The following is a 16,068-nucleotide window of genomic DNA, read 5'->3' as shown; positions in this document are numbered from 1 at the left end:
GGTCGTGGTGACTACCCGTCGACCGGGTCGTCCCGGCCCAGCTCCCAGAACGCCACCGCCGCCGCGGCGGCCACGTTCAACGAGTCCACGCCACGCCGCATCGGGATCACCACCCGCACGTCGCTGGCCGCCTGCGCCGCCCCGGTCAGGCCGGGGCCCTCCGCCCCCAGCAGCAACGCCGCCCGCGCCCGCTGCGCCGGGGTCAACCGCTGCATGGGTACGGCGTCCGCCGCCGGCGTCATCGCGAGCACGGTGAACCCCGCCGCGCGTACCTCGTCCAGGCCGACCGGCCAGCGCTCCAGCTTCGCGTACGGCACCGCGAACACCTCCCCCATGCTGACCCGCACGCTGCGTCGGTAGAGCGGATCGGCGCAGGACGGCGAGAGCAGCACCGCGTCGATGCCGAGCGCGGCGGCCCCCCGGAAGATCGCCCCGAGGTTGGTGTGGTTGTTGATGTCCTCCAGGATCACCACCCGGCGGGCGGCGGCCAGCACCTCGGCGGCGGCGGGCAGGGGCTTGCGGTGGAACGAGGCGAGCACCCCCCGGTGCACGTGGAAGCCGGTCGCCTTCTCCAGCACGTCGGGGGTGGCCGCGTAGACCGGGGCGTCCCCGGTGTCCAGGTCGGCGAGCTGGTCGACCCGCTTCGCGTCGACCAGGTACGACCGGGCCGGGTAGCCGGCCCGCAACGCCCGGCGCAGCACCAGTTCCCCCTCGGCGATGAACAACCCGTGCGGGGGCTCCCAGCGGGTACGCAGCTCGACGTCGGTCAACGCCCGGTAGTCGGCGATCCGGACGTCGTCGGGGTCGGTGATCTCGTGTACGGGCACCGCCCGATTCTGCCCGTCCCCACGGTGCGCGCCCGCAGGGCGGTCCCCACGGTGCGCGCCGGCCCGAACCGGTCGGTCGGGCTCCGGGACCCGGTCGGGTTCTCCCGGGGCGACCGGGTTTCCCAGGGCCTGACGCGGGAAGGGGGCGGGAAGCGGACACGACCGGAGGGACCACCACGATGAGCGCAGCGGGCACCACCGACGGCCGGTTGCCGAAGAACGCCACGGTCGCCGACCACATCGTGGCCCGCCTCGCCGAGTGGGGGGTGCACCGCTACTTCGGCTACCCGGGCGACGGCATCAACGGGATGACCTCCGCCCTGCAACGGGCCGGCGACCGGGTGGAGTTCGTCCAGGTACGCCACGAGGAGACCGCCGGCTTCGCCGCGAGCGCCCACGTCAAGTACGGCGGCGGCCCGCTCGGCTGCGCCCTGGCGACCAGCGGCCCCGGCGCGATCCACCTGCTCAACGGCCTCTACGACGCCAAGCTCGACCACCAGCCGGTGGTGGCCCTGGTCGGCAACACCGCCCTCACCGCCGAGGGCGGCGGCTACTACCAGGAGGTCGATCTGCTCGCCCTCTACAAGGACGTGGCCTCGGACTTCCTGGCCCAGCTCGACGATCCGTCCCAGGTGCGGCACCTGGTGGACCGGGCCTGCCGGACCGCGCTGTCCCGCCGGACGGTGACCGCGCTGGTGCTCCCGTTGGACGTGCAGGACGAGCCGGCGGTCCCGGACCCGCCGCACGCGCACGGCTACTACCACACCAGCGCGGCCCCCAGCAGCATGCCGACCGTGCCCCCGGAGGCGGACCTGCGCCGCGCCGCCGAGGTGCTGCGCGGCGGCGAGAAGGTGGCGATGCTGGTCGGGCAGGGGGCGCTGGGCGCCGAGGCGGAGGTACGGCTGATCGCCGACCGGCTGGGTGCCGGGGTGGCCACCGCGCTGCTCGGCTTCACCGCCGTCGACCACCGTGAGCCGTGGGTGACCGGGGCGATCGGGCTGCTCGGCACCCGGCCGAGCTGGCAGCTCATGCAGGAGTGCGACCGGCTGCTGATCGTCGGCAGCAACATGCCGTACTCGGAGTTCTATCCGCCGCAGGGGCAGGCCCGTGCGGTGCAGATCGACCTGGACGGCACCCGGATGGGGCTGCGCTACCCGACGGAGGTCAACCTGACCGGCGACGCCGGCCCCACCCTGCGGGCGCTGCTGCGGGAGCTGGGTGACGGGCCGACGCCGACCGCCTGGCGGGCGACGGTCGCGGACGCCACCTCGGGGTGGCGGCAGGCCCAGGCGGAACTGGCCGGGCAGCCGGCGCACCCGGTGAACCCGCAGTTGCTCTTCCACACCCTCAACGATGCGCTGCCCGACGACGCGATGATCGCGGTGGACTGCGGCACCGCCACCGCCTGGTACGCCCGCCACCTCCAGGTCCGCCCCGGCATGCTGGCCAGCCTCTCCGGCACCCTGCTGTCGATGGGCGGGGCCATGCCGTACGCGCTGGCGGCGAAGTTCGCCCACCCGGACCGGCCGGTGGTGGCGCTGATCGGCGACGGGGCGATGCAGATGAACGGGGTCAACGAGTTGATCACCGTGGCGAAGAACTGGCGGCAGTGGGCCGACCCGCGTTTCGTGGTGCTGGTGCTCAACAACCGGGATCTGGCGTTCGTCAGTTGGGAACAACGGTCCACCGAGGGCACCCCGCGCTATCCGGCCAGTCAGGACCTGCCCGACGTGGCGTACCACAGGTGGGCCGAGGTGCTGGGCCTGGACGGTGTGCTGGTCGACTCCCCCGACCAGGTCGACGGCCTGTGGCGGCGGGCACTGACCGCCGACCGTCCGGTGGTGGTGAACGCGGTGGTCGACCCGGCGGAGCTGATGCTGCCCCCGCACTTCACCCTCGACCAGGCCCGCAAGACGGCGGCGGCCCTGCTGCGCGGCGACACCGACCGGGCCGGCATCGTCCGCCGGGGCATCCCGGCCACCCTGGCCACCTACCGCCCCCGCCGCCGCTGACACCCACCCGGTCCGACCCGCAGGCCGGGGCCCGCAGGCCGGATGCTGCTCGCAATGTCGCCCGAACAGCGGTATCAAGCGGCAGGGACACCCCTGTTGCGGCGACACTGAGTCGATCATGGAGTGCCGAGTCGGGATCGGGGCGACGGACGAGCCGGTTGCCCGGGCAGGGCCGAGTCACGCGTGGGACCCGGCCACGGCGGGACCGAGCCGGTTGCCCGGGTGGGGGCAGGCGACAGGGGTCCGTTGTCCGGGGTGGCTAGTGTGCCCGGGGTGCGACGATCGACGATGGTGGCGCTGGTGGGCGTGGACGGCTCCGGCAAGTCCACCCAGGCCACCGCCCTGGCCCGGCGACTGAACTCGGCGGGCGTGCCGGCGGTCTACCTGGAGAACGCCGGCGGCCGGCCGCTGTGGAACCGGCTGGCACAGGCGGTGGGCCGCCGCGACGGCGTGCACCTGTTCGGCCGGCGCTGCTATCCGCTGCTGGAGGCGACGGTGCGCTGGCTGGCGCTGGCCCGCGCGGTGGCGGTCACCCGGCTGACCGGGCGGGTCGGGGTGATGGACCGCTGGACCTGGTGCCAGTACGTGATCATGCGGGCCCGGGGTGACCGGGGCGTCCGCCTGGTCCGCGCCGCGTACGCCGTCTTCCCGGAACCCGACCTGGTCTGCTTCCTGGCGGTCACCCCGGAGTTGGCCCGGCGGCGGGTGCTGGCCCGGGGCATCGACACCGAGGAGTTGGCGCACCTGACCGCGCTGGACGCCGGCTACCGTGCGCTGGCCGGGTTCGCCGACTTCACCGTGATCGACGGCGATGCCGACCCGGCGACGGTGGCCGCCGCCCTGGACCGGGCGGTCGCCACCGCCATCACCCGAAGGTAGGCCAGGCCCGCCCGACGGGTAGGCCCGCCCGGGGCGGGAGGCGGGCCCGGCCGGGAGGCACGCCCGGCCGGCGGTGGAGCGCAACAGCGGTATCCAGCGGGACGGACACCGCTGTTGCGGCGATGTCGCGTCAATCGCAGCCCGGCCGGGGCCGGGCGACAGCCGGTCAGCCCCGGCGGTTCTGGAGCCAGCGGAGCAGGTCGGACGGGAAGTTCTGGTCCTCCGGCTCCGGGGTCCGGGGCGACGGGCGGGGCGTGGGGCGCTGCGGGTTGCCGGCGAGTTCCCGGCTGGGTGCGGTGAAGTCCCGCACCGGCAGGCCGTCGACCGCGGTGCGGATGGTCCGGGCGACCGCGGTGATCACCTCACCCTGCACCGCCGCGCCGACCGCGTCGCTCGGGTCGTCGGGGTTGGCGGCGATACCGGCGACCGCCACCTGCGGGGTGAACCCGACGAACGTCTCGGTGGCGTTCTTCTCCGAACTGCCGGTCTTGCCGGCCACCGGGCGGCCCACGATCCGGTCCACCCCACCGGCGGTGCTGCCGTTGCACTGCCCGTACGCCGACTGCTGGCCGACCGGGCAGCGGGCCGCATCGGTGGCCGCCCGCGCCACGTCCGGCGTCAGCACCTGCCTGCAGGACGGCGTGCCGACGGGAACGGTCGAGCCGTCCGGGCCGGTCACCGACACCACGGGCGTCGGCGCGCAGTACGTCCCCTCGGCGGCCACCGTCGCATAGGCGTTGGCCAGGTCGAGCGGGGTGGTCGCGGACACCCCGAGGGTGAACGCCCCCCAGTTGTCGGCGTCGTGTGCGGCGAGGTCGGCGTCGGTCCCGGCCCGGAAGGTGATCCCGAGGCGCTGCGCCATCTCCACCACCTTGGCCGGGCCGACCTGCTCCTCCAGCCAGACGAAGTAGGTGTTCACCGAGCGGCCGAAGCCGTCCCACATCATCCGGTAGCCGTCCATCCGCGCCGGGTTGGCGTTCGCCGGGCACCACCTGCCGCCGCAGGAGGCCTCGCCCTCGGCGGGGAACCGGGTGGTCAGCCGGCTCGGCGAGTCGAAGCCGGTGGACAGGGTGCGACCGTTCTCCAGCGCGGCGAGCATGGTGAACAGCTTGAACGTCGAGCCGGCCTGGTAGCCGGTGATGCTGCCGCCGCCGGAGACCAGCGGGTTGACGGTCTGCCCGTCGCCCACCCCGTACTCCCGGTTCACGGCCAGGGCGAGCACCCGGCCGGTGCCGGGTTCGACGGCGGCGATCGGCAGGGCACGGGCGTCGTCGGCGGGGTAGACCTTGCGGGCCTCGGCGGCGGCGGTGGCCTGGACGTCCGGGTCGAGGGAGGTGACCACGGTGTAGCCGCCCCGGCGCAGCGCCTGCTCCCGCTCCTGTTCGGTCGCGCCGAAGGCGGGCTGCTCCAGCCACCAGCGGCGCAGGTAGTCGCAGAAGAACCCGGCGTCGGCGGTCACCGCGGCGGTGCAGCCGTTGGGCTGGGCGGTGGGGTGCAGGGTGAGCTTCTCGGCGCGGGCCTCGTCGGCCTGGGCGGCGGTGATCGCGCCGGTGGCGACCATCGAGTCGAGCACGTACCCGCGTCGTTCCAGGGCCGCCTCCCGGTCCCCGTCGATCGGGCTGTACGCGTCGGGCGACTGGACCAGGCCGGCGAGCAGCGCCGACTCGGCGAGCGTCAGGTCGGCCGGCGACTTGCCGAAGTAGCGCTGGCTGGCGGCGGCGACCCCGTACGCCCCGGAGCCGAAGTAGGCGATGTTGAGGTAGCGGTTGAGGATCTCGTCCTTGCTGAGGGTCTTCTCCAGCTCGGTGGCGTACCGGATCTCCTGGAGTTTGCGCCCGACGGTCTGGTCGGTGGCCGCCTGCCGCTCCTCGGCGGTCCGGCTGGGGTCGCTCTTGAGCACGTTGCGCACGTACTGCATGGTCAGCGTGGAGCCACCCTGGGCGGTTCCGCCGCCGGTGACGTTGGCGACCAGGGCGCGGGCCATCCCGCGCAGGTCGGCCCCACCGTGGGAGTAGAAGCGGCGGTCCTCGGCGGCGACGATCGCCTGCCGCAGCGTCGGGGCGATCTCGGCCAGCGGCACGTCGGTGCGGTTGACGTCGTAGAACGTGGTGAGCAGCGTCTTACCGTCGTTGGCGTAGAGGTAGGAACGCTGCGGGGTGGCCGGGGTGCGCAGCGCCGCCGGCAGGTCGTCGAACGCCCCGAGCACCGCCCTGGTCGCGAGCCCCGCGAGCAGGTTGCCCGGCAGCGCGGCGACCGCGAGGACCAGGCCGGCCAGCAGGCCGGCGAGCAGCACGGTGAGCAGCCGCGTCAGCGGCGTCCGGGGTGAGGACATGCGGGTAAGCATTGCCACCGCACGGGCCAGCGGCCCACTCCGGCAGCCGATTGTCAGGTAACTCACCGTGACCTGCCAGCGACTTCCCCGTCCCGCGGCCCTGCCGTCCCGGTCCGTCCGGTCCATCCCGTCTCTCCCCCCGGCTCGGTGATCAAGAGGTTTGGGTGCGTCCCGTCCGGATTCCTGACCCGAACCTCTTGATCACCGGGGCGGGCCGGGCGGGGCCGGGCGGGAGCGGGGAGGGAGGGTCAGGGGGTGGTGACGCTGGCGGTGGCGGCGTCGCGGGCGATGGTGGCCGGGACGAGGCGGCCGGAGCGGTAGCCGATGCCGATCCCGGCGACCAGCACGAAGATCGCCCCGAAGGTCTGCACCGGGCCGAACAGCGCGCCACCGAGGCCGAGCAGCGGGGCGGCGATCATCAACATCACCCCGTCACCGATCGCGAACGCCCCGGACCGGGCCACCGCCCAGCCGGTGAGCAGCCAGCCGGCGGTGTAGCAGGTGGCACCGAGCAGCACCAGCGTCCGGGCGGTGGTGCCGAAGACGGGAGTCTGCGCGGCGAGGCCGGCGAAGGGCAGCATCAGCACCGTACCGCCGATGCTGCTCAGCAGCCCGGCCACCGCGCCCCGCCGGCTGCGGGTGGCCGCGAGCAGGCCGGTGAGCGCGAGCAGGGCGAGCAGGCCCAGCCAGATCGCCGCCACCCAGCCGAGCAGGTAGAGCGGCTGGCCGTCGGCCGGGTAGGGGGCGTTGCCGACCCCGCCGTCGCCGGCCGTCGCCACCGTGCCGGTCAGCACCGCGTAGGCGGGCAGCAGCCAGACTGCGGCGCGGGCCAGCCGGCGCAGCGACCAGGCCCAACTGGCGTCGGTGGCCGGCGCGGCCGGCCCGGGGTCGCCGACGAAGGGCAGCACCCCGAAGCCGCCGCCGGTGCGCCGGGTGCCCAGCGGTCCCGCCGGGTCGTGCGCGCCGGGAACGGGGGTACGGGAGAACAGCCGCTGCGCCGGGTCCTTCATGCCTCACCTCGTCCGCTCCGCCGGGCTTCGCCGGCTGCCTGCACGGGCGGGCCACCCGGCCGACCCGTCTGCGGTGACGGGTGGCACGGAACGCGTCGACGCCCCGGGCCTGACCACCACCCGTCCCTCAGGACCGATCGTGGCAGGCGCCGGGGCGCCGGATGAGCGTTTTTCACATTTGCCGCCCGGGGTGAGCGGCGGCGGGGTCAGGCCCGTTCGCGCTGGTCGGCCGGGTCGGTGACCAGGCTGGCCGGGGAGACCGGCTCGGGTGCCGGCAGCCCCTTCGGCACGTTGCCGCCGGTGGCCTGCGCCTCGGCGACGCGTACCTCGTCGTGGATCTGCTGGGCGGCGCTCGCCGCCGCCTCGGCCGCCTCGGCGGCCTCCCGCTCGACCTCGCTGGCGGTGCGCTTCGCCTCGGGGGCCGGCTCGTCGCCGACCATCTTGCTCAGCCCGCCCAGCGCGCCGCCCATGCCCTCCAGTGCCTTGGTCAGCTCGGCCGGGACGATCCAGACCTTGTTGGCCGTGCCGTTGGCGATCTGCGGCAGCGCCTGGAGGTACTGGTAGGCAAGCACCTTCTGGCTCGGGTTGGCGGTGTGGATCGCGTCGAAGACCGTCCGGATCGCCTTCGCCTGACCCTCGGCCTGCAGGATGCGGGCCTGCCGGTCACCGTCGGCGCGCAGCACCGCGGCCTGCTTCTCACCCTCGGCGGTGAGGATCTGCGACTGCTTGTGCCCCTCGGCGTTGAGGATGGCGGCCCGGCGGTCCCGCTCGGCGCGCATCTGCTTCTCCATCGAGTCGCGGATGCTCGGCGGCGGCTCGATCGCCTTGATCTCCACCCGGGTCACCTTGATGCCCCACCGGCCGGTGGTCTCGTCGAGCACGCCGGAGAGGTGCCTGTTGATCTCCTCCCGGCTGGTCAGCGCCCGCTCCAGGTCAAGCGAACCGATCACGTTACGCAGCGTCGTGACGGTCAACTGCTCGATCGCCTGAATGAAGTTGGCGATCTCGTAGGTCGCCCGGACCGAGTCGACCACCTTGTAGTAGAGGACGGTGTCGATCGACACCACCAGGTTGTCGGAGGTGATCACCGGCTGCGGCGGGAAACTGACCACCTGCTCCCGCATGTCGACCTTGGTACGCACCGCGTCGACGAACGGGACCAGCAGGTTCAGGCCCGGGTTCAGGGTGCTCTTGTACTTGCCGAGCCGCTCCACCACGTCCTGACGCTGCTGCGGCACGATCCGCACCGCCTTGGCCAGCGTCACCACTATGATCAACGCTACGGCCACCAACAGGACCGCTACAAATTCCATACCGTCACCTTTTCGCTTCCGGCAGCTCGCCGGCTGAGGAAATGTCGTCCTGCCACACCAGGGCGGTCGCGCCCTGGACCTTTATCACCTGCACCCGCGCACCGGGGGCGAAGGTCTGCGTCGCGTCGTACGGACGTGCCGTCCACAACTCGCCGTCGATCTTCACCATGCCCTGTTCGGCATCGACCTGCTCGATCACCAGGGCGGTGGCGCCCTCCAGCGCCTGCACCCCGAACGGCTGCTCGCCGCTGTCGAGCGACGGCCGCATGTGCCGGCGGATGGTCGGCCGGGCGAGCGCCACCGTCAGCGCCGACACCACGGCGAAGACCACCGCCTGCACGGCGACGGGCGCACCCAGCGCGGCGGCCCCGGCGGCGGCGAACGCACCGACCGCGAACATGATCAGAAACAGCGTCGTCGTGAAGATCTCGGCGACGGCCAACAGCACACCCAGCACGATCCACACCACGGCGTCCACCCCCCGATCGTGACACGTCCACGCGAATCCACCCACTTCTGATGATCAGTAAGCTCAGTTCAGGCCCGTTCCGACCGCCGCCAAGGAGCCGATCGTGACCCTGCTCGCCGAGACCGTCCGTCGGATCGACACCCTGGTGGCACAGACCCAGGCCACCGGGCGTACGCCGTCGTTGGCGCTGGGCGTCGTACGGGACGGGACCCTGGTGCACCTGGCTGCCGCCGGCGACCACCCGCGCCCCCACGCCGACCTCCAGTACCGGGTGGGCTCGATCACCAAGACGATGACCGCCACGCTGGTCATGCGGGAACGCGACGCCGGCCGGCTCACCCTGGACGACCCGCTGGAGCGGCACCTGCCGGGCACCGCCGTCGGCGGGCTCACCCTGCGCCAGCTCCTCGGCCACGCCAGCGGCCTGCTCCGCGAGCCCGACGGCCCGTGGTGGGAACGCACCGAGGGCACCGACCTGGCCACCCTGGTCGCCGGCGTGAGCACGGACAAGGTCGGCTACCCCGCCTGGCGCGGCTACCACTACTCCAACCTGGCGTACGGGCTGCTCGGCGGGGTGCTGGAGCGGATCACCGGGACGCCCTGGGCGGAGCTGCTGACCACCCGGATCCTCGACCCGCTGGGCCTGCGCCGCACCACCTACCATCCCACCGCGCCGTACGCGCCGGGATACGTGGTGCACCCGTGGCACGACACGCTGCGGGAGGAGCCGCGCACCGACACCGGGGCGATGGCCCCCGCCGGGCAGCTCTGGTCGACGGTGACCGACCTCGCCCGGTGGGCGGCGTTCCTCGCCGACCCCGACCCCGAGGTGCTCGCCGCCGACACCCTCACCGAGATGTGCGCCCCGGTGATACTCAGCGACCTGGACTCCTGGCGCGGCGGCCACGGCCTGGGGCTGGAGCTGTACCGCGAGGGCGACCGGGTGTACGTGGGGCACGGCGGCTCGATGCCCGGCTACGTCGCCGCGCTGACCGTGCACCGGCCCAGCCGGACCGCCGTGGTCGGCTTCGCCAACTCGTACGGGTTCCGCACCGGCCACATCGGTGGGTTGTCCCGGCAACTGCTCACCCTGGTCCTGGACGCCGAGCCGACGCCGGTCACGCCCTGGCGTCCGGCCGCCGCGCCACCGGCGGCGGAACTGGCCGAGCTGACCGGCCGCTGGTGGTGGATGGGCATCGAGTACGAGGTCCGGGCCGACCCGGCCGGCGAGCTGTGGGCCGGCCGACCCGGCGACCCGACGCTGCGGTTTACCCCGACCGGACCGGACCGCTGGCGGGGCCGTTCCGGTGAGGAGGACGGCGAGGTCCTGGCCGTGCTCCGCGACCCGGACGGGCGGGCGGTGGGCCTGGACATCGGCACCTTCGTCTTCACCCGCACCCCCGACCAGGAGCCCTGACCGGGCCGCCCATCGGGACCGGTGGGTCGGCCGGCGGGTGTCAGTCGGGTTCGGTGACGAAGTCGATCAGGCGTTCCATCGCGTTGATCAGCGGCGTCTCGACGTCGGCGAAACTGTCCACCCGGGACAGGATGCGCCGCCACATCTCGGCCGGCTCGGCCACCCCGAGGGCCGCACAGACGCCCTCCTTCCACGGCCGGCCGGGCGGCACCACCGGCCAGGCCCGGATACCCAGCGCGGCCGGCTTCACCGCCTGCCACACGTCGACGTACGGGTGCCCGGTGACCAGCACGTACGGGGAGTTCACCCGGGCCACGATCCGGCTCTCCTTGGAGCCGGGCACCAGGTGGTCGACGAGCACCCCCAACCGGCGGCCGGGGCCGGGGGCGAAGCCGCGCACCTCGGCGTCGAGGGCGTCGATACCGTCCAACGGCTCCACCACCACGCCCTCGACCCGCAGGTCGTCACCCCAGATCCGCTCCACCAGGGCGGCGTCGTGCACGCCCTCGACCCAGATCCGGCTGGCCTTGGCCACCCGCGCCCGCACGTCGGCCACGGCGATCGACCCGGAGGCGGTCCGGCGACGGGCGGCGGGCACCACGGGGCGTACCGGCCGGCGCAGGGTCACCGGCTCCCCGTCGAGCAGGAACGCGGCGGGCAGCAGCGGGAAGACCCGCCGCCGGCCGTGCCGGTCCTCCAGCACCACCGCCCCCGACTCGAAGCCGACCACCGCGCCGCAGAACCCGGAGTCGGCGTCCTCCACCACGAGTTCCGGCTCGGCGTCGACCTCGGCGGTGACCTTCCGTCGTCGCCAGTCGCCCGCCAGCACGTCCTCGCCGTATCGCCCCGCCATGTCGATCACGCTATCCCCCGCTGCGCCCCGGCACCTCCCGACGCGCCCACCCGATCCGCCACGCGCCGCCGGCCCGGTGGGCCACCCGACCGGCCTTCGATGCGGCAGTCGAGACAGGGACGGCGGGGAGCACGTACCCTTTCGGCATGTCCTCCCCCGCAACGGGCGCGGCCACCCTGGCCGCGCGCCGGTCGAGCCGTTTCGTGGCCTGGGTACGCGCCTGGCGGGCCGGCCTGGTCCCCTTCGACGAGGTCGCCGAGTCGGTCGCCGGCGACGAGGAGCACCTGGTCGCCGACGCGCCGGGCACCTGGCGGGACGTGCCGCTGCGCGAGGCCCTGCCGGCGCTGGCCAAGCTCTCCCCGGACGAGATCCGGCTGGTGCTGCCCGCGCCGGGCGACCCCCGGGGACTGCCCGGTCCGGGCGACTTCGCCGGGGCCGCGCTGCTGGCCGGGGAGGCCGTGGTGGCCGGTGGGCTCGGGTTGATCCCCGAGGTGCGCACCCACACCTCCGGCTCCGGGATGACCTGGGAAACGGTGCTGTGGCGGGTCTATCCGCTGCCGGCCGACGCGCCGAAGGCGTCGCTGACCGCGCCGGGGGCCGCCGAGGCGGAGGCCGAACTGGCCACCGCGCTGGCCGAGTCGACCGCCGCGCTGACCCGGCTCGACGTGGCCCAGTGGCGGCCCGAACTGGCCGGGGCGCTGGCCGCACTACGTCGCCCGGACGGCGCGACCGACCTGCCGCCCGGGTTCGACCCGCGTTCCCGGCGGCTGTTCGCCCGCGCCGCGGTGCTCGACCGGGTGCTCGCGCTGGCCGGGGAGAGCGCGCCCGGCGGGGCGATCAACAACCACGAGGCGCAGCAGCGCGACGCCGCGCTGCGCCCACTGACCACCGCCTGCCGGCAGGCGCTGGTGGCCGCCTGCAACGCCCCGCTGCGTCCCTGACCGCACCCGGCCGGGCCCGCCGGTCCGGTACGGGTCAGATCTCGTCGATCAGGTCGAGCACCGAGTCGACGATGCGCGACGGCCGGTACGGGTAGCGTTCCGTCTCGGCCCGGGTGCTGATCCCGGTGAGCACCAGGATCGTCTCCAGCCCCGCCTCCAGCCCGCACAGGATGTCGGTGTCCATCCGGTCGCCGATCATCGCGGTGCTCTCGGAGTGCGCGTTGATGGTGTTCAGCGCCGAACGCATCATCATCGGGTTGGGCTTGCCGACGAAGTACGGCTCCACCCCGGTCGCCTTCGAGATCATCGCGGCGACCGATCCGGCGGCGGGCAGCGCGCCCTCCACCGACGGGCCGGTGACGTCCGGGTTGGTGCAGATGAAGCGGGCCCCGTCGTTGATCAGCCGGACCGCCTTGGTGATCGCCTCGAAGCTGTAGGTGCGGGTCTCCCCCAGCACCACGTAGTCCGGGGCGAAGTCGGTCAGCACGTAACCGACGGCGTGCAGCGCGGTGGTCAGCCCCGCCTCCCCGATCACGTACGCGGTGCCGCCCGGCCGCTGGTCGGCGAGGAACTGGGCGGTGGCCAGCGCCGCCGTCCAGATCGCCTCCTCGGGCACCTCGAAGCCCATCCGGGTGAGCCGGGCCTGCAGGTCGCGCGGGGTGTAGATGGAGTTGTTGGTGAGCACCAGGAAGGGTTTGCCGGAGGACCGGAGCCGGTTGACGAACTCCGGTGCGCCGGGCACCGGCTGGCCCTCGTGCACCAGCACGCCGTCCATGTCGGTGAGCCAGCTCTGCACCGGCTTGCGGTCAAGCATCTGTCGTCCCAAGGGGGTGTCGGGGAGGGCGGGTGGTCGGCATCAGGGGCGGCGCGCGGCCGGCACGCAGCACGGGGTCGGGCAGGTGTCCCACATCGGCAGCTCACCGAGGCGGCGGCGGGTCGCCGGCCCGTCGGGCGTGGTGCGTTCGGCCACCAGTTCACGCACCATGGCCACGAACCTCGGGTCGGTGCCGGGGGTGCCGGCCCGGACGAAGTCCAGGCCGAGCTGCTTGGCCGTCTCCAACGCCTCGGTGTCGAGATCCCAGACCACCTCCAGGTGATCCGAGACGAACCCGATCGGGCTGACCACCACCCCGGTGACACCCTGCCCGGCGAGGGCGGTCAGGTGGTCGTTGACGTCCGGCTCCAGCCACGGCACCTGCGGTGGGCCGGAGCGGCTCTGCCAGACCAGGTCGTAGGGCAGGTCGGGCGCGGCGGCGGCGTGCACCAGGCGGGCGGTCTCCGCCAGCTGCGCGGTGTACCGGCCGCCGTGCGGGCCGGCGGTGGCCGCCGCCGAGGTGGGGATGGAGTGCGCGGTGAAGACCAGCCGGGTGGTGTCCCGCCGGGCCGGATCGAGCTGGGCCAGCGCCGAACGCACCGCGTCGGCGTGCGGCTCGACGAAGCCCGGATGGTCCCAGAACTGGCGCAGCTTGTCGATCACCGGGGCGTCCGGGCCGACGGCGGCCCGCGCGGCGGCGATGTCCTCCTGGTACTGCCGGCACGACGAGTAGCCGCCGTACGCGCTGGTGACGAACGCCAGCGCCCGGGTGACCCCGTCGTCGCGCATCTGCGCCACGGTGTCGGCGAGCATCGGGTCCCAGTTCCGGTTGCCCCAGTAGACGGGCAGGTCGACGTCGTGCGCGGCGAGGTCCGCCCGGATCGCGGCGAGCAGCTCGCGGCACTGCTGGTTGATCGGGGAGACCCCGCCGAAGTGCAGGTAGTGCTCGGCGACCTCGGCCAGCCGCTCGGGCGGCACCCCCCGCCCCCGGGTCACGTTCTCCAGGAAGGGCAGCACGTCCTCGGGCCGCTCCGGGCCACCGAAGGAGACCAGCACCAATGCGTCGTACGACATGGGGTCATTCTCCCCCGCGGTCGGCGACGGCCTGACGACGGCCCCTGGTCATGCGGGTTACGTGGGGGCCCCGCGCCGGGGCCCCCACGTGCGGCTCAGGCGCCCAGGGCGTGGTAGCCGCCGTCGACGTGGACGATCTCGCCGGTGGTGGCCGGGAACCAGTCCGACATCAGGGCCAGGCAGGCACGGGCGGCCGGCTCCTGGTCGGTGAGGCTCCAGCCCAGCGGGGCGCGCTCGGTCCACGCCTGCTCGAACTGCTCGAAGCCGGGGATCGACTTCGCGGCCATGGTGCGCAGCGGCCCGGCGGCCACCAGGTTGCTGCGGATGCCCTGCTTGCCCAGGTGCAGCGCGAGGTAGCGGGAGGCGGACTCCAGCCCGGCCTTGGCCACCCCCATCCAGTCGTAGACCGGCCACGCCTTGGTGGCGTCGAAGGTCAGCCCGACCACCGAGCCGCCCGGCGACATCAGCGGCAGCGCCGCCATGGCCAGCGACTTGTAGGAGTACGTGGAGACCTGCAGCGCGGTCGCCACGTCCTCCCAGGGGGCGTCGAGGAAGCCGCCGCCGAGGCAGCTCTGCGGGGCGAAGCCGATCGAGTGGACCACCCCGTCGAGGCCGTCGACGTGCTCGCGTACCTTGTCGGCCAGGCCGGCGAGCTGCTCCGGGCTGGTCACGTCCAGCTCGATGACCGGCGCCGGCTGGGGCAGCCGCCGCGCGATCCGCTCGACCAGCGAGAGCCGGCCGTAGCCGGTGAGCACGACCTGGGCGCCGTTGTCCTGGGCGAGCTTCGCCACCGAGAAGGCGATCGAGGCGTCGGTGATGACGCCGGTGACGAGCAGCCGCTTACCGGCGAGCAGTCCTGACATGTGTTGGCTTCCTCCGTACGTTCTCAGTGACCCATGCCGAGGCCGCCGTCGACCGGGATGACGGCGCCGGAGATGTAGCCGGCGGCGTCCGAGGCGAGCCAGGTGACCACCCCGGCGACCTCGTCCGGCGCGGCGAACCGTCCGGCCGGGATGACCTTGCGGTACTCGGTGCGGCGCTCCTCGGGCAGCGCGGCGGTCATCTCGGTGTCGATGAAGCCCGGGGCGACCACGTTCGCGGTGATGTTGCGGCTGCCCAGTTCCCGGGTGATCGACCGGGCCACCCCGACCAGGCCGGCCTTGCTGGCCGCGTAGTTGACCTGGCCGGCGCCGCCGTAGAGGCCGATCACCGACGAGATGAAGATCATCCGGCCCCACTTGGCCCGGAGCATCTTGGACGAGGCCCGCTTGGCGCAGCGGAAGGCACCGGTCAGGTTGGTGTCGAGCACCCCGGTGAACTGCTCCTCGGACATCCGCATCAGCAGCGTGTCGTCGGTGATACCGGCGTTGGCGACCAGCACCTCGACCGGCCCCAGCTCGGCCTCGACCGCGGCGAAGGCGGCGTCGACGGAGGCCGAGTCGGTGACGTCGCAGCGGACCCCGAACAGCCCCTCCGGCGCGTCGCCACTGCGGTGGGTGACCGCAACCCGGTCGCCCTGCCGGGCGAAGGCCTGCGCGATGGCCAGTCCGATTCCCCGGTTGCCGCCGGTCACCAGCACGGTACGGGCCACGGGTCCCCCTTCGGTTCCGCTGATCATTCCGGTCGGAGCCTAGGCGTTACCGACAGGTAACCGCTAACGGTGCGCCACCGGACCCGGCGCGGCGGCCGGGAGGAATCGCGGTGCGACCACCCTCCGGGAGCGGCCGGACACCGTCCGGGGCGGGACGGCCGAATGCGCGGTGCGGGTGTCCCCGTTGTACGATGATCGGCGTCCGCGAGCCGAATGCGACTCGCGTTTTGGCCCCGCCGACCGCAGGAGGTGATCGCTGTGCGAGATAGCGATCCTCCCAGTCGTGGCCGGGCCGTCCGTCAGCCCCGCTGAGCCACGACTCAGTCGGTCGAGCTGACCCAGCTCCCGCTCCCCCGTCACCACCCGTTCCCGGCCCCGGCCGGCGGACCGGTCGGTGCTGCCGTCCCGCGCCGGGACGCCCCGGTGGAGCAGCCCGGTCACGACTTCGTGTGCGCGCCCTGACCCATCCCTGCGGTTCCGCCCGCCCCGCGGACCGTCCAGTCGCCACCGGAGCCATTCATGAGCCGCTACGTCGC

14 protein-coding genes are annotated in these 16,068 nt (G+C 73.7%); 4 read left to right on the top strand and 10 right to left on the bottom strand.

Annotated features, from left to right (window positions below; genetic code table 11):
• Positions 1-11: 11 nt before the first annotated feature.
• Positions 12-827, bottom strand: a complete 816-nt coding sequence (locus ACN267_RS03210; protein ID WP_204959083.1) for a TrmH family RNA methyltransferase — start codon at positions 825-827, stop codon at positions 12-14.
• 179 nt (positions 828-1,006) lie between these two features.
• Between ACN267_RS03210 and ACN267_RS03205 the strand changes: the two genes are divergently transcribed.
• Together ACN267_RS03205 and ACN267_RS03200 are read left to right on the top strand one after the other, a co-directional pair.
• Positions 1,007-2,839 (top strand): thiamine pyrophosphate-requiring protein, encoded by a 1,833-nt coding sequence (locus ACN267_RS03205; RefSeq protein WP_421487868.1) that lies wholly within the window; start codon positions 1,007-1,009, stop codon positions 2,837-2,839.
• Positions 2,840-3,112: 273 nt separating this feature from the next.
• Entirely contained in the window at positions 3,113-3,718 is a 606-nt protein-coding gene (locus ACN267_RS03200) for a dTMP kinase (protein ID WP_281895903.1), read from the top strand.
• A 166-nt stretch (positions 3,719-3,884) separates the two neighbouring features.
• Here the strand turns inward: ACN267_RS03200 and ACN267_RS03195 are convergent, their stop codons facing one another.
• From ACN267_RS03195 to ACN267_RS03180, 4 genes are all read right to left on the bottom strand, one after another.
• The gene (locus ACN267_RS03195; protein ID WP_421487867.1) at positions 3,885-6,116 is read right to left on the bottom strand and encodes a transglycosylase domain-containing protein; all 2,232 of its coding nucleotides are present in this window, start codon (positions 6,114-6,116) and stop codon (positions 3,885-3,887) included.
• 182 nt (positions 6,117-6,298) lie between these two features.
• A complete protein-coding gene (locus tag ACN267_RS03190) occupies positions 6,299-7,060 on the bottom strand; it encodes a hypothetical protein (protein WP_421487866.1) in 762 nt (253 codons plus the stop codon).
• 206 nt (positions 7,061-7,266) lie between these two features.
• Positions 7,267-8,373, bottom strand: coding sequence for an SPFH domain-containing protein (locus tag ACN267_RS03185; RefSeq protein WP_281895897.1), 1,107 nt, complete (start codon positions 8,371-8,373; stop codon positions 7,267-7,269).
• Between the two features lie 4 nt (positions 8,374-8,377).
• Positions 8,378-8,851, bottom strand: a complete 474-nt coding sequence (locus tag ACN267_RS03180) for an NfeD family protein (protein WP_204959089.1) — start codon at positions 8,849-8,851, stop codon at positions 8,378-8,380.
• A gap of 94 nt (positions 8,852-8,945) precedes the next feature.
• Here ACN267_RS03180 and ACN267_RS03175 point away from each other — a divergent pair, with 94 nt between their 5' ends.
• Positions 8,946-10,259 (top strand): serine hydrolase domain-containing protein, encoded by a 1,314-nt coding sequence (locus ACN267_RS03175; RefSeq protein WP_421487865.1) that lies wholly within the window; start codon positions 8,946-8,948, stop codon positions 10,257-10,259.
• Positions 10,260-10,299: 40 nt separating this feature from the next.
• Here the strand turns inward: ACN267_RS03175 and ACN267_RS03170 are convergent, their stop codons facing one another.
• Positions 10,300-11,112 (bottom strand): DUF3097 domain-containing protein, encoded by an 813-nt coding sequence (locus ACN267_RS03170; RefSeq protein WP_421487864.1) that lies wholly within the window; start codon positions 11,110-11,112, stop codon positions 10,300-10,302.
• Between the two features lie 146 nt (positions 11,113-11,258).
• Between ACN267_RS03170 and ACN267_RS03165 the strand changes: the two genes are divergently transcribed.
• Positions 11,259-12,053 carry a hypothetical protein gene (locus tag ACN267_RS03165; RefSeq protein WP_204959092.1) on the top strand — a complete coding sequence of 265 codons (795 nt, stop codon included), beginning with the start codon at positions 11,259-11,261 and terminating at the stop codon, positions 12,051-12,053.
• Positions 12,054-12,087: 34 nt separating this feature from the next.
• Here ACN267_RS03165 and ACN267_RS03160 read toward each other — a convergent pair whose 3' ends face one another.
• The 4 genes from ACN267_RS03160 to fabG all read right to left on the bottom strand — a co-directional run bounded on the left by ACN267_RS03160 (position 12,088) and on the right by fabG (position 15,532).
• Positions 12,088-12,867 carry an HAD-IIA family hydrolase gene (locus ACN267_RS03160; RefSeq protein ID WP_088645665.1) on the bottom strand — a complete coding sequence of 260 codons (780 nt, stop codon included), beginning with the start codon at positions 12,865-12,867 and terminating at the stop codon, positions 12,088-12,090.
• 42 nt (positions 12,868-12,909) lie between these two features.
• Complete coding sequence (locus ACN267_RS03155) at positions 12,910-13,941, bottom strand: ferrochelatase (protein ID WP_421487863.1); 1,032 nt, start codon at positions 13,939-13,941, stop codon at positions 12,910-12,912.
• Positions 13,942-14,036: 95 nt separating this feature from the next.
• Positions 14,037-14,804 carry an enoyl-ACP reductase FabI gene (gene fabI, locus ACN267_RS03150; protein ID WP_281895888.1) on the bottom strand — a complete coding sequence of 256 codons (768 nt, stop codon included), beginning with the start codon at positions 14,802-14,804 and terminating at the stop codon, positions 14,037-14,039.
• 23 nt (positions 14,805-14,827) lie between these two features.
• Positions 14,828-15,532 carry a beta-ketoacyl-ACP reductase gene (gene fabG, locus ACN267_RS03145; RefSeq protein ID WP_281895886.1) on the bottom strand — a complete coding sequence of 235 codons (705 nt, stop codon included), beginning with the start codon at positions 15,530-15,532 and terminating at the stop codon, positions 14,828-14,830.
• Positions 15,533-16,068: the final 536 nt, after the last annotated feature.

Origin of the sequence: Micromonospora sp. WMMD734 (assembly GCF_049178975.1) — a bacterium.
GTDB lineage: Bacteria > Actinomycetota > Actinomycetes > Mycobacteriales > Micromonosporaceae > Micromonospora > Micromonospora wenchangensis.
Note: the sequence above shows the minus strand (reverse complement) of the source record. Positions and strands in the feature narration are given on the sequence as shown.